Origin of the sequence: Nocardiopsis sp. Huas11 (assembly GCF_003634495.1) — a bacterium.
GTDB lineage: Bacteria > Actinomycetota > Actinomycetes > Streptosporangiales > Streptosporangiaceae > Nocardiopsis.
The window spans coordinates 4,884,630-4,897,690 of the sequence record NZ_RBKY01000001.1 but is presented as its reverse complement, the minus strand read 5'-3'; the positions used below and the strand labels follow the sequence as shown (position 1 = coordinate 4,897,690).

General features: G+C 72.3%; 13 protein-coding genes and 1 pseudogene. 7 read left to right on the top strand and 7 right to left on the bottom strand.

All coding sequences use genetic code 11. From position 1 onward, the window contains the following. Positions 1-178: 178 nt before the first annotated feature. Positions 179-943: a DUF4287 domain-containing protein gene (locus tag DFP74_RS22085; RefSeq protein ID WP_121184320.1), complete on the top strand. Its 765-nt coding sequence runs from the start codon at positions 179-181 to the stop codon at positions 941-943. A gap of 13 nt (positions 944-956) precedes the next feature. Here DFP74_RS22085 and DFP74_RS22080 read toward each other — a convergent pair whose 3' ends face one another. Further along, positions 957-3,230, bottom strand: coding sequence for an excinuclease ABC subunit UvrA (locus DFP74_RS22080; RefSeq protein WP_199725750.1), 2,274 nt, complete (start codon positions 3,228-3,230; stop codon positions 957-959). A gap of 73 nt (positions 3,231-3,303) precedes the next feature. Here DFP74_RS22080 and DFP74_RS22075 point away from each other — a divergent pair, with 73 nt between their 5' ends. After that, positions 3,304-4,107: a TetR/AcrR family transcriptional regulator gene (locus tag DFP74_RS22075; RefSeq protein WP_121184318.1), complete on the top strand. Its 804-nt coding sequence runs from the start codon at positions 3,304-3,306 to the stop codon at positions 4,105-4,107. A 4-nt stretch (positions 4,108-4,111) separates the two neighbouring features. Here DFP74_RS22075 and DFP74_RS22070 read toward each other — a convergent pair whose 3' ends face one another. Continuing rightward, a complete protein-coding gene (locus DFP74_RS22070; RefSeq protein ID WP_121184316.1) occupies positions 4,112-4,690 on the bottom strand; it encodes a sugar O-acetyltransferase in 579 nt (192 codons plus the stop codon). Between the two features lie 167 nt (positions 4,691-4,857). Here DFP74_RS22070 and DFP74_RS22065 point away from each other — a divergent pair, with 167 nt between their 5' ends. Then, entirely contained in the window at positions 4,858-5,835 is a 978-nt protein-coding gene (locus DFP74_RS22065) for an aldo/keto reductase (RefSeq protein WP_121184314.1), read from the top strand. Between the two features lie 176 nt (positions 5,836-6,011). On the opposite strand, the gene DFP74_RS22060 is transcribed toward DFP74_RS22065, so the two are convergent. Next, positions 6,012-6,884 (bottom strand): alpha/beta fold hydrolase, encoded by an 873-nt coding sequence (locus tag DFP74_RS22060; RefSeq protein ID WP_121184312.1) that lies wholly within the window; start codon positions 6,882-6,884, stop codon positions 6,012-6,014. A 103-nt stretch (positions 6,885-6,987) separates the two neighbouring features. Here DFP74_RS22060 and DFP74_RS22055 point away from each other — a divergent pair, with 103 nt between their 5' ends. After that, on the top strand, positions 6,988-8,964 hold the full coding sequence (locus DFP74_RS22055) for a BTAD domain-containing putative transcriptional regulator (protein ID WP_121184310.1): 1,977 nt from the start codon (positions 6,988-6,990) through the stop codon (positions 8,962-8,964). A gap of 285 nt (positions 8,965-9,249) precedes the next feature. Here DFP74_RS22055 and DFP74_RS22050 read toward each other — a convergent pair whose 3' ends face one another. Next, on the bottom strand, positions 9,250-9,651 hold the full coding sequence (locus DFP74_RS22050; RefSeq protein ID WP_121184308.1) for a MerR family transcriptional regulator: 402 nt from the start codon (positions 9,649-9,651) through the stop codon (positions 9,250-9,252). 64 nt (positions 9,652-9,715) lie between these two features. On the opposite strand from DFP74_RS22050, the gene DFP74_RS22045 reads away from it, so the two are divergent. Next, positions 9,716-10,507, top strand: a complete 792-nt coding sequence (locus tag DFP74_RS22045) for an SDR family oxidoreductase (protein ID WP_121188434.1) — start codon at positions 9,716-9,718, stop codon at positions 10,505-10,507. 41 nt (positions 10,508-10,548) lie between these two features. After that, entirely contained in the window at positions 10,549-11,346 is a 798-nt protein-coding gene (locus tag DFP74_RS22040) for an SDR family oxidoreductase (RefSeq protein ID WP_199725748.1), read from the top strand. Between the two features lie 41 nt (positions 11,347-11,387). On the opposite strand, the gene DFP74_RS22035 is transcribed toward DFP74_RS22040, so the two are convergent. Further along, a complete protein-coding gene (locus DFP74_RS22035; RefSeq protein ID WP_199725747.1) occupies positions 11,388-11,834 on the bottom strand; it encodes a zinc-binding dehydrogenase in 447 nt (148 codons plus the stop codon). 12 nt (positions 11,835-11,846) lie between these two features. Between DFP74_RS22035 and DFP74_RS33990 the strand changes: the two genes are divergently transcribed. Further along, positions 11,847-12,014 carry a hypothetical protein gene (locus DFP74_RS33990; protein ID WP_199725746.1) on the top strand — a complete coding sequence of 56 codons (168 nt, stop codon included), beginning with the start codon at positions 11,847-11,849 and terminating at the stop codon, positions 12,012-12,014. Positions 12,015-12,052: 38 nt separating this feature from the next. On the opposite strand, the gene DFP74_RS34605 is transcribed toward DFP74_RS33990, so the two are convergent. Both DFP74_RS34605 and DFP74_RS34600 read right to left on the bottom strand, forming a co-directional pair. Then, entirely contained in the window at positions 12,053-12,535 is a 483-nt protein-coding gene (locus tag DFP74_RS34605; RefSeq protein ID WP_233571432.1) for a hypothetical protein, read from the bottom strand. A 56-nt stretch (positions 12,536-12,591) separates the two neighbouring features. Then, positions 12,592-12,981: pseudogene (locus tag DFP74_RS34600) on the bottom strand (S1 family peptidase); the annotation flags it as partial. Between the last annotated feature and the right edge of the window lie 80 nt (positions 12,982-13,061).

The window sequence follows — 13,061 nt, the reverse complement described above, 5'->3', positions numbered from 1 at the left end:
GCGGCAACGGAGTAAGCTGGTGGCGGTGCGGTCCCGCGCCCAACCCCCGGCTTCGGCGCCCACGCCGTCGGCCCTGACGGGGGCAAAGGGGACCTGAAGTCCTCGGGACGCCGGCATGCGGTGCCCACCGGCGGGCGGGGAAGGCGTGGGCTTTCGTCGCTGTCGCCGAGGAGCCGTCATGACCAGGCACAAGTCCTTCAAGCAGCGCGTGCGCACCCGGATGGACAAGACCGGGGAGAGCTACACCGCTGCGCGTTCGCACCTCGTCGGCCGCGACGGGGAGGCCCCCGCTTCGGAACCCGCGGCGTCGGCCGAGACCTCGCACGAGGCACCGCCCGAGCCCGCGGCCGAGAGCCCGGCCGACCACGCGGCCCCCACACGACCGACCACCGCCGCGATCAGCAGCCGCGTCTCCGACGAGGCCCTGCACCGCGCCTCCGGGCGCGACTACGGCCAGTGGTTCGACCTGCTCGACGCCTGGGGCGCCACCGGCCGCACCCACACCGAGATGGCCGCGTGGCTGGTCCAGGAGCACGGGATGGGCGGCTGGTGGGCCCAGACCGTCACGGTGGCCTACGAGCAGGCGCGCGGACTGCGCGTGCCCGGCCAGAAGAAGGACGGGTTCGCCTGCAGCGCGAGCAAGACCATCGACGTCGCCGCCGCACGGGCCTTCGCGGCCGTGGCCGAGGAGGCCGGGCGCGAGCGCTGGCTGGAGGACCACGCGCTGTCGGTGCGCACGGCCAACGCGCCCAAGCGGCTGCGCGCCGACTTCGACGCCGACACCCGGTTGGCCTTCGAGTTCACGGCCAGGGGCGAGGCCAAGACCGTGGTCGCCGTGGAGCACTCGCGCCTGGCCGACGCCGACGAGGCCGCCCGGTCCAAGGCGCTGTGGCGGGAGCGGCTGGGCCGGCTCAAGGCCCTGCTGGAACAGGACCCGAGCTGACCCGGCCGGTCGCCTACATCCCCAGGTAGGCGCGCAGGTGGCGGGCGGTGAGCGTGTCCCCGCCCGCCACCAGGTCCGCGGGCGTGCCCTCGAAGACCACGTGCCCGCCGTCGTGCCCGGCACCGGGACCGAGGTCGATGATGTGGTCGGCGTGCGCCATCACGGCCTGGTGGTGCTCGATCACCACGACCGTGTTGCCGTCGTCGACCAACCGGTCCAGCAGTGCCAGGAGCCGGTCCACGTCGGCCAGGTGCAGTCCGGTCGTGGGCTCGTCCATGACGTAGACCGCCGCCTCGCGGGCCATGCTGATCGCGAGCTTGAGGCGCTGGCGCTCACCGCCGGAGAGCGTGGTCAGCGGCTGGCCCAGCCCGAGGTAGCCCAGACCCACGTCGTGGAGCCGGTTGAGGATGGCCCGGGCGTTCCCGCCGGGGAAGAAGTCGCGCGCCTCCTCCACCGACATCGCCAGCACCTGGCTGATGTTGCGGCCGCGCAGCTCGTGGGTGAGCACCTCGTCGCGGAACCGGCGCCCCTGGCACTTCTCACACGTGGACGCCACGCCCGCCATCATCGCCAGGTCGGTGTAGATGACGCCGGCGCCCTTGCACTCGGGGCAGGCTCCCTCGGAGTTGGCGCTGAACAGCGAGGCCTTGACGTTGTTGGCGCGGGCGAAGGCCGTGCGGATGGGGTCGAGCAGGCCGGTGTAGGTGGCCGGGTTGGAGCGGCGCGAGCCGCGGATCGGCGACTGGTCGACGACCACCACGTCGTCGCGGCCGGGCAGCGCCCCGTGGATGAGGGAGCTCTTGCCCGAACCGGCCACGCCCGTGACGACGGTGAGCACCCCCAGCGGCACGTCGACGGCGACGTCGCGCAGGTTGTGGGTGTTCGCGTCGCGGATGGGGATGGCGCCCCGGGGCGCGCGGACGCGCGGTCGCAGGGTGACCCGGTGGTCCAGGTGGCGGCCGGTGAGCGTGCCCGACTCGCGCAGTCCCGCCACGTCGCCGGTGTACATGACGCGACCGCCGTCGGGGCCCGCGCCCGGGCCCAGGTCCACGACGTGGTCGGCGATGGCGATGGTCTCGGGCTTGTGCTCCACGACCAGGACGGTGTTGCCGTTGTCGCGCAGGCTCAGCAGCAGGTTGTTCATCCGCTCGATGTCGTGCGGGTGCAGGCCCACGGTGGGCTCGTCGAAGACGTAGGTGACGTCGCTCAGGCTGGAGCCCAGGTGGCGGACCATCTTGACGCGCTGCGCCTCACCGCCGGAGAGCGTGCCCGACTCGCGGTCCAGGCTCAGGTAGCCCAGACCCACCTCCACCAGCGAGTCCAGGGTGTGGCCGAGGTTGTCCACGAGCGGCTTGACGGAGGGCTCGTCGATGGAGCGGACGAACCCGGCGAGGTCGTTGATCTGCATGGACGAGCACTCGGCGATGGTGCGCTCCTGGACCTTGACCGACCGGGCCCCGGCGTTCAGGCGCGAGCCCTCGCACTCGGGGCAGGTGGAGAAGGTCACGGCCCGGTCCACGTACGCGCGCATGTGGGCCTGCATGGCGTCGCGGTCCTTGGACAGGATGGTGCGGCGCACCTTGACCACGAGGCCCTCGTAGTTGAAGGAGTGGTTGCCGACCTTGACCTTGGTGGCGGGCCGGTGCAGGAAGGTCTCCCACTCCTCGGGGGTGTAGTCGCGCAGCTTGCGGTCGGCGTCCAACAGCCCGGAGTCGGCCATGACCTGCCAGTACCAGTTGCCGACGGCGAAGCCGGGCACGTTGATGGCGCCCTCGTTCAGTGACAGGTCGCGGTCGAAGAGCTCCTCCAGGTCGATCTGGTTGGTGCGGCCCAGTCCCTCGCACTCGGGGCACATGCCCTCGGAGCTGTTGAAGCTGAACACGCTGGAGGGCTCCAGGCGCGGGGTCCCGGCGCGGCTGAAGACGATGCGCAGCATGGCCGCGGCGTCGGTGGCGGTTCCGACCGTGGAGCGGGAGTTGGCGCCCATCCGCTCCTGGTCGACGATGATGGCCGCGCTCAGGTTGCGCAGGCCGTCCACGTCCGGCCGTCCCAGGCTGGGCATGAAGCCCTGCACGAAGGTGCTGTAGGTCTCGTTGATGAGCCGCTGCGACTCGGCGGCGATGGTGCCGAAGACGAGCGAGGACTTCCCGGAACCGGAGAGACCGGTGAAGACGCTCAGCCGCCGTTTGGGGATGTCCAGTGACACGTCGGCGAGGTTGTTCTCCCTGGCCCCTCTGACCTGGATGGTGTCGTGGGTGTCCGCCATGGTGATGGGTTCGGAAGGCACTCTGCTCCTCGGAAATCCTTATGCGGTAAACTGACGGCCTGCGAACGTTAGTTTATACACTAAGGAGATGCAAGTGGTCATCTATGCCGGACAGAGTGACGTCCGCCGCTCCATGGCCCTGCTGTGGCGCTCGTCCCAGGAGTCGCGCGAGCGGACCGCCCCGGGGCCCAAGCCCGAACTGAGCGTCGACCTGGTGGTGGACACCGCGATCGCGGTCGCCGACGAGCAGGGCATGGGCGCGCTGTCGATGAAGGCCGTCGGCGAACGGCTGGGCCGCACCGCGATGTCGCTGTACACCTACGTGGCCAGCAAGAACGAACTCGTCGAGCTGATGTACGACCAGGCCTTCGGTGAGCTGGCCGACGCCGCCGAGCAGACCGAGGCCCTCCCCTGGCGCGAGGCCACCACGGCCTGGGCGCAGCGCCTGTGGAACTTCTACCTGCGCCACCCCTGGACGCTGGAGGTCTCCCAGGCCCGCCCGGTCCTGGGCCCCAACGAGTACCGGATCTTCGAGTCGATGGCCGCCGTGCTGGAGCGGGCGGGCCTGGCGCCCGACCAGATCCGCAGCACCTTCGGCAGCCTGTTCACGATGGTCCGCGGCTTCGTGCAGACGGCCGCGGAGTCCCGTCAGGCCCCGATCGTCACGGGTCAGCCCGAGGACGAGTGGTGGCACGGGCGCGCCGGCCAGCTGGAGGAGGTCGTGCCCGACTTCGGCGAGCGGTTCCCCGTGCTGTCCCGGATGGCCGAGAGCGGGGCGTTCAGCAACGAGAACGAGAGCGAGCCCTACCTCGAGCAGGAGGCGTGGGAGACCTTCCGCTTCGGTCTGGAGGCCCTGCTCGACGGTGTGGAGAAGCGGATCGGCGGGGCCGGGCGCTGAGCCGTCAGAGGTGGCGGAGCACGCGCGCCGGGTTGCCCACCGCGACGACGCCGGCCGGAACGTCCCTGGTGACGACCGCGCCCGCCCCGATCACGGAGTCGTCCCCCACGGACACGCCCGGCAGGAGGATCGCCCCGCCGCCGATCCAGACGTTGTCTCCGACCGTGATGGGCAGGGCCGCCTCCAGCTTGGCCCTGCGGGCCTCGGGGTCGAGCGGGTGCGTCGGCGTCAGCAGCTGCACGTTCGGACCGATCTGGCAGTCCGCGCCGATGGTGATGGGCGCGACGTCCAGCGCGGTCAGGTTGTAGTTGACGAAGGTCCGGTCGCCGATGGAGAGGTGCTCCCCGTAGTCGACGTACAGCGGCGGCCGCACCTCGACACCCTCGCCCAGGTGCCCGAGCAGCTCGGCCAGGAGCGGACGCGCGGCCTCCTGCTGCCCGGCGACCACGGCCCGGTGGTAGTCGGCCGCCAACCGCACCGCGCGCCGTTGGCGCTCGGTGATCTCCGGGTCGTCGGCGATGTAGGGGTCGCCGGCGAGCATACGCTCCCGGTTGGTGCGCGGATCGCCCGCGAAGTAGTCCATGCCGCGAGCGTACAGAGGTCCGGCACGACCCCGCCGGCGTGGCCGCGCGCCACCGTGCGGGCGCACACCGGGGTGGGTCCGGCGGCGTACCGCGAGCGTTGCGGCCCGCGCCCGGGGACGGGCCCGGTGGCGGTGGAGCGCTCCCACCAGGCGTAGGATCATCGGTCATGGAGACACGCGAACTCGGCCGTACACACACGCCCGTCGGCGCCGTCGGCTTCGGCGCCTGGCAGATCGGATCAGCCTGGGGCGAGGTCAGCGAGAACGACGCCATGGCCGCCCTGCACGCCGCGGTGGCGGACGGCGTGACCTTCGTCGACACCGCCGACGTCTACGGTGACGGGCGCAGCGAACAGCTCGTCGGGCGGCTCCTCAAGGAGTACCCGCACCTGACCGTGGCCACGAAGATGGGCCGACGCCTGCCCCAGGAGACCGGGAACTACAACCCCGGCAACTTCCGTGCCTGGAACGACGACTCCCGCCGCAACCTCGGTGTGGACACCATCGACCTCGTCCAGCTGCACTGCCCGCCCGCGGCCGTCATCGCCACCGACGCCGTCTTCGACGACCTCGACGGCATGGTCGAGGAGGGCCGGATGAAGGCCTACGGGGTCTCGGTGGAGACGTGCGAGGAGGCGCTCGCCGCCATCGCCCGCCCCAACGTGGCCACCGTCCAGATCATCCTCAACGCCTTCCGCCACAAGCCCCTGGAGCGGGTCCTGCCCGCCGCCCGCGAGGCCGGCGTGGGCATCATCGCGCGCGTGCCCCTGGCCAGCGGACTGCTGACCGGCCGCTACACCCGGGACACCACGTTCGGCGACGACGACCACCGCACCTTCAACCGCCAGGGCGAGGCCTTCGACAAGGGCGAGACCTTCTCCGGCGTCGATTTCGCCACTGGTCTCACCGCCGTCGAGCGGCTGCGTCCCCTGGTGCCCGAGGGCGCCACCATGGCCCAGTTCGCGCTGCGCTGGATCCTGGACCAGGAGGGCGTCAGCGTGGTCATCCCCGGGGCCCGCAACGCCGCCCAGGCCCACGGCAACGCGGCCGCGGAGCAGCTGCCGCCGCTGGACGAGGCGACCCTCGCCCGTGTGCGCGAGGTCTACGACGAGCTCATCCGCCCCCAGGTCCACCACCTGTGGTGAGCACCGGCCGGCCGATACGCCGTACCGCCTGACGTCTCGGGCCCAGGGCCGTGCCCCGGGCCCGAGACGCCCTCCTTCCGCGCCGGGCGCCGCCCGCGTCCCACGTGCGCGTCCCACTGGGTGTCCTGGGGCCCTCGATCAGCTCGACGAAGGGGGCGCCGCCGCGGGCCCGCGGTTCAGCGGGCCAGCAGCTCGCGCAGGGCCTTGACCACCCCGGCCGGGTCCTCCTCCGCCATGAAGTGGCCGCTGGTCACGGTCGAGTGCGACAGGTCCGCCGCCCACCGCGACCACACCGCCTCCGCGTCGTAGCCCAGCGCGGCGCCCCAGTCCTGCTGGAGCACGCTCACCGGCATCTGCAGACGGCGGCCGGCGTCGCGGTCGGCACGGTCGTGGTCCACGTCCACGCCGGCCGAGGCACGGTAGTCGGCCACGATCGAGGGCACCGCGGCACGGCAGGCCTCCAGATAGGCGGCACGGACGTCGTCGGGGATCGCCCCCGCCTCACCCGCCCACAGGTCGAGGAAGTGGCCGAAGAAGGCGTCGGGCTCGGCGGCGATCATCCGCTCGGGCAGCCCCGGCGGCTGCGCCATGAGGTACAGGTGGAAGGCCACCGCGGCGTCCGCGCCGTGCAGCACGTCCCACATGTCCAGGGTCGGCAGGACGTCGAGGCAGGCCAGGTGGGTGACGGCCGCGGGGTGGTCGAGCCCGGCGCGCAGGGCCACCAGGGCGCCGCGATCGTGGCCGGCCAGGGCGAAGCACTCGTGGCCCAGCTCGCGGGCCAGGGCGACGACGTCGGCGGCCATGGTGCGCTTGGAGTAGGTGTCGGCACCGTCCTCGGCCGGTTTGTCGCTGGCGCCGTAGCCGCGCAGGTCGGGACAGATCACGGTGTGGTCGGCGGCCAGGTCGGCGGCGACGTGCCGCCACATCAGGTGGGTCTGGGGGAAGCCGTGCAGCAGCACGATCGGGCGCCCCGTCCCGCCCACGGCCGCGTGCAGCGACACCCCGTCGGCGACACGGACGCTCTGGTGGTCGAATCCGGCAGGCATCATGGTTCTTCTTCTCCTTCGTCGACGAACCGGTACGCACAGCGTGCCCGTCGCGGATGAGCATCCGATGAGCACGCCCGGCAGGGGCCGAGACGGAAGGTGGCCGGTGGAGGTCGAGTTCGGGGTCCTGGGGCCGGTCGCGGCCTGGGACGGGGAGGGCGGGCCCGTGGCTCTCAAAGGGCCGCGCCACCGCGCGGTCCTGGCCCGGCTCCTGCTGGCCCACCGGCGGGTCGTGCCCGTGGAACGCCTCGTCGACGATCTCTGGGACGACCCGCCCCCGGGCGCGGTCGGGGCGGTGCGCACCTTCGTGGCGGCCCTGCGCCGAGCCCTGGAACCCGGGCGCGCGCCGCGCACACCCGCCCGCCTGCTCGTGACCGAGGGGCCCGGCTACGCCCTGCGCACCGGCGAGGACACCGTGGACGCCTGGTGCTTCGAACGGGAGGTCTCCGGCGCCGACGCGCTGACCGCCCAGGTCCGTCTCGAACGCCTGCGGCGGGCCCTGAGCCGGTGGCGCGGACCCGCCTACGCCGACTTCGCCGACGAGCCCTGGACCCGGGCCGAGCGCTCCCGTCTGGCGGAGCTGCGCCTGCACGCCGTCGAACAGTGCGGCCGGTCCCTGATCGACCTGGGCCGGCCCGCCGAGGCCGTCGCCGACCTGGACGCGCACGCCGCCGAGCACCCCTGGCGCGAGGACGCCTGGCACCTGCTCGCGCTGGCCCTGTACCGGTCCGGCCGCCAGGGCGACGCCCTGGCGGTGCTGCGCCGAGCGCGCACGCTCCTGGTCGAACAGCTGGGCGTGGACCCGGGACCGCGCCTGCGCCGCCTGGAGCAGGACGTGCTCCACCACGCCGACCACCTCTCCCCCGACGCCGCACCCGGCGACGCGGCCGAACACGTGTGGGCCCGGGCCAGCGCCGCCTTCGACCGCACCGTGGCCGCCGGGTCCCGCGCCCGCCTGGAGTCGACCGTCGGACTGCTGCGCGAGCTCGCGGTCACCGGCGCCGGCGGCCTGGAGGAGGCCCGCCGGCAGCGCACCGCCGCCATCGCCGCCGCCGAGGAGACGGGCGACCCGGAACTGACCGCACGCGTCATCGGCGCCTACGACGTGCCCGCGATCTGGACCCGTTCCGACGACCCCGCGCAGGCCGCACGGGTGGTGGCCGCCGCCGAGCGCGCGCTGGACCACCTGCCCCCGCACCGCCACGAGGCGGTCCGCGCCCGCCTGCTGGCCACCATCGCCCTGGAGTCGCGCGGCGGCGGCACCGTGCGCGCCCGCCGCGCCGCCAGGGAGGCCGAGCGGATCGCCCGCCGCCTGGGCGACGCCACGCTGCTGGCCTTCACGCTCAACGGCGTGTTCATGCAGAGCTTCGACCGCGCCGGCCGTGCGCCCGAGCGCGACGCGATCGGCGCGGAGCTGGTCGAGCTGGCGGCGCGGCACGGTCTGCCGGGCTTCGAGGTCCTGGGACGCCTGGTCCGCCTCCAGGCGCGCTCCGCGCTGGACGACCCGGCCGGGGCCGAGGCCCACGCGGCCGAGGTGGACCGCCTGGCCGTGCGGCACGAACGGCCGCTGGCGAGCGTGTTCACGCGCTGGTACGGGGCGATGCGCCTGGCCGGCGACGACCGCGTGCCCTACGACGCGGCCGAGGCCGCCTACCGGGAGGCCGCCGCCCACCTGGGCGAGACCGGCATGCCCGGCCTGGCGGAGGGTCTGCCGCACCTGGCCCTGGTGTGCCTGCGCGAGCGGCGCGGCCTGCCCGCCCCGACCGACGAGACGGCCGACCCCGGCCCCTACGCGCCGTGGACGCGCCCGCTGGTGCTGTCGGCCCGGGACCAGCGCGAGCGGGCCGCCGAGGCGCTGCGCCGCGTCCCGGACCCGCCCGCGGACCTGCTGCAGGAGGCCCTGTGGTGCCTGACCGCGCGCGCGGCCCTCCTCCTCGGCGACCGCGGCACGATGCGGCGCGCCCGCGAGGCGCTCGCCCCGGCGTCGGCGGAGGTGGCGGGAGCGGGCAGCGGCGTGCTCACGCTGGGACCGGTCGCCGGGTACCTGGACGCACTCGACGCCGCGCTGACCCGCCTCCCCTGACCGGGCCGACGGCCCGACCCCGCCGACGGCCCGGTCGGCGCCGGCCCGCGAAGTGCAGCAGGAACCGTTTCCGCCTGGATGTCGACGCGCTTGGCGGGATGCGTGGGGTGCCGTGAGAGAGGTCGACATGAACAAAGGCGGAGCAACGGCCCCGAGTCCCGCGCTCGCGCCCGGCAGGAGCGCGACGACGTCAAGTACACGGCCTCGGCGCGAGAATGCGCCTCCCCGGGCTTGAGGGCGCTCTCGGCGACAGCGCTACCACAGGAGCAGCGCACGAATGGCCTGTCAGTCCGCCGTACTGTCCGCGGCTTGCCGGGGAGACGCGGCCAGCATGCCGCGGGGTGTCGCTTCACCGGCGAGATAACTGTCGAGGGTCTTCCGGCGTTGTGCCAGGCGCAGCTCCTGCCTGGCAAGTTCGTCACGAACCTCGCGGACACGAGTGAGAAGTGCTGAGCAGTCCGCTTCCGTGCGCGTGTGTCCGGCAAGCGGGAGGCTGTCGCGGATGACCTTCGAGGACAGGCCCGCGCTGAACAGGTCTTGGATGAAGGCGACTTGTTCTACCGCGTCCGGCTCGTACTCCCGGTAGCCGTTGGCCGTACGGCGGCTTCGCAGCAGGCCCTGTTGCTCGTAGTAGCGCAGGGAGCGACTGCTCACGCCCGTGGCCGCGCTGAGTTCTCCGATCCGCACCGCGCTTCTCCGAACATCTCCGATGTTGACCTTGACACTGATGTCACAGTTTAGCGTTCTCGGCATGACCACCGCACCGCAGATGAAAGGCCGAACCGCGGTCGTGACCGGCGCCACGTCCGGCATCGGAGCCGAGATCGCCGACCAGTTGGCCGGACACGGCGCCCATCTCGTTCTGGTGGCCCGCTCCGCCGAACTCCTGGAGACGACGGCGACCCGCCTACGCGTTCAGTACGGCGTCGATGTCCTCACCGCGCCCCTCGACCTCGCCGACCGCGAATCGCCCCGGCTGCTCGCGCACCAGCTTGCTGAGGCAGGGATCGAGGTAGAGATGTTGGTCAACAACGCCGCCGCCAGCCAACTGGGTGCCCTTGCCGACACCGACCCGATGCGGCTGCGCGCGATGCTGGAACTCAACGTCGGGACACTGGCGGAACTGACCGCCCGACTGCTCCCCGGCATGGTGCGACGCGGCCGCGGATCGGTGCTCAACATCTCCAGCACGGGCGCCTACCAGCCGACGCCGTACATGGCCGCCTACTCCGCGTCCAAGTCCTTCGTACTCTCCTTCACCCAGGCCGTATGGGCCGAGGTCGCTGGCACTGGCGTGCGGGTTGTGGCCGTCGCCCCCGGCCCCACCGACACTCCGATGAACGCAGCGGCGTCGCCACTGCGCAAACGTCAGCCCGCAGACGTGGCCCGCACCGCTCTGGCCGCGCTGAGCCGGCGGCGGCCCGCCATGGTGGACGGCGGTGGCAACGCTCTGCAGACCTTCATCTTCAGCAGGCTGTTACCGGCCGGAATCGCCGCCCGTGTCGGGAAACGAATCATCGAATCCACGATTCTCCATCGCTGACCCGCGACCACTACCTACCTCCTTCGTGAAAGAGGAACAGCATGCCCGAACCGATCATGACGACAGCCCACGAGTGGGGCGGCCTGCACGGGCGCCGCGTTCTTGTCACCGGTGGCAGCAAAGGAATCGGGCGCGCCGTCGCCTCCCGGCTCGCAGCCGCCGGCGCGACGGTCGTCGCGACGGCCAGAAAAGATCCCGGGGACCTGCCGACCGCAGTGCACTTCATCTCAGCCGACCTCAGCACAGCAGACGGCTGCGCCGAGCTGGTCACCGCCGCCACCGATCTGCTCGGCGGTGTCGACGTACTGATCAACAACGTCGGTGCCGGTACCCCACCACCCGACGGACTGCTATCGGCATCGGACGACATCTGGGAACGGACACTCCAGCTGAACCTGCTGCCTTCGGTCCGTCTGGACCGCGCGGTCCTCCCCGAGATGATCGCAGGAGGCAGCGGCACGATCATCCACGTCACCTCGGTGGGCGCCTACCTTCCGATCGGCCCCGACGCCCCCTACCAGGCAGCGAAGGCGGCGCTGTCGACCTACAGCAAAGCACTGGCCAACGAATTCGCCGGGCGCGGTGTCCGGGTCAACAGGATCTCCCCCGGCCTGATCGCCAATGACGCAATTTCCGCGCTGCTCACACAATCCGCCCACGGCGCCCCCAACGACCCCACTGCGCAGATGCTCGAAAAATGGGTCGGCGGCATTCCCCTGGGACGTCCCGGGCAACCCGCCGAGGTCGCCGACCTGGTCACTTTCCTGGTTTCCGACCAAGCCGCCTGGATCACCGGCTCGGACTTCCGTATCGACGGCGGCTCATTCCAAGCCGTGTGACCGGCGCGTCGAAACGACCCCAACGCCGGTGCGCTCACAGCTCACAGGACGAGTATGAGCTTGCCGCCGGGGCGGCGGGATTGGCTGAGTTCGGCCGCTTTCTGGATCTGGTCGAGCGTGTAGGTGCGGGCGACCGGTACGACCAAGATGCCTTCGCCAGCGAGCCGGGCGAACTCGTCCATCTGGTCGTAGCGGATCTCGGTGGTGATCCGGACACCCAGCTCGGCCGCGGCGGCGAAGTCCGAGACGGTGAGGACACGGTCGGGATCCCCGGTCAGCTCGATCAAGGTCGGTAGTGAGCCGCCAGCCGGGCTGGGCTGGTCGGCACGGTCGATCCGACCGCCGGTCGGCGCCGTGTCCAAGGCGCGGTCGACGGGGCCTCCGGTCAGTGCGCTGACGCGTTCGGCCATGCCCTCGCCGTAGGCGGTCACCTGGGCGCCGATCTCCTCCAAGGCGGCGGCCCGAGTCGGCCCGGCTGTGGCGATCACCCGAATACCCCGGTGCAGCGCGAAGCGCACCGCCGCCTCACCCACGGTCGTGCCCGCGCCGTGGACGAGCAGGAGATCACCCGGCTGGACGCCGAGGTCGTCGAGCGCGCGCCACGCCGTCTCGGCCGCCATCGGCAGCGCGGCGGCCTGCTCGGCGGTGACGCCTTCGGGGATGCGTGAAGCGGCGCCGGCGGCTGCGCTCGATCCGGCCGGGTGGTTCAGGAGCGCGCGGCCCCGGTGAGGGTGCAGTCCGGCTGTACCAGGTCCAGTTCGGACCCGGCGGTCAGGCAGTTCGTGATCATGTGGACCTGCTGGCCGTAGGCGCGGCCCTGCTCGAAGGCGAGGTCGCCGTCCCCGTCCACCTCGCAGGGGTTGTTGTCGGTGCACTCCCCGCCGTTCCGGTTGTGGGTGTTGTGGACCCCCACCACCGTGGAGCCGTCGGGGGCCAGCAGCGTCGAACCGGACATGCCCGGCTGGACACCGCAGGCCTCGTCCGAGGCGTAGCGGATCGCGTCGTCCTGCTCGTAGCCGCCCTCGCGCAGGTGCGGGACCACGGCTTCAGCGGAGCACTCCAGGCGGGTGTAGGGAACGAGCATGGTGAGCGGGTCGCCCGCGCGCACGGGCTCGGAGGCCAGTTCGAGGACCTTGGCCCCCTCCGACTCCAGCTGCCCTCGGTGCCGTCGATGATGCCCTCGATCCACTCGGTGTGCAGGGAGGCGTCGGTGAACCAGACCGGCGCGTCGTTCCCACTCGGACCGCTGACCACGCCGGCCACGGCCCACTCCCCGTCCTCGCGGACCAGCGCGGGCTCGCCCGAGTCCATGTTGGCCGCGTTGACACTGCCGTCGCGGCTGCCGATGCACAGCTCGTCGGTGGGGCCCGAGGACCCGCACGCGGAGACCGGCTGGACCACGGTGTCGGCCTCGTGCAACCGTTCGGGGTAGCACGCCGGGTCCTCGCCGTCGTCGCAGGTCATGCCCCAGCCCAGGAGCCGGGCCGGTGAGCCCTCCGCCGGGGTGCTGCGGGCGATTCGCACGGGTTCGGCCCCGACCGGGTCCGCCAGGTGCATCAGGGCGAGGTCCCTGCCCCAGAAGCCGCCCTCGTCGTTGTTGGTCGCCAACCGGTAGTAGTGGTCGACCTCGGCCACCTCGCCGCCGGACGCGGTGTCCAGCGACCCGATCCGGACCTTCCAGTCCTGGGGGACCCCCCACCTTCGCGTTGGTCGGG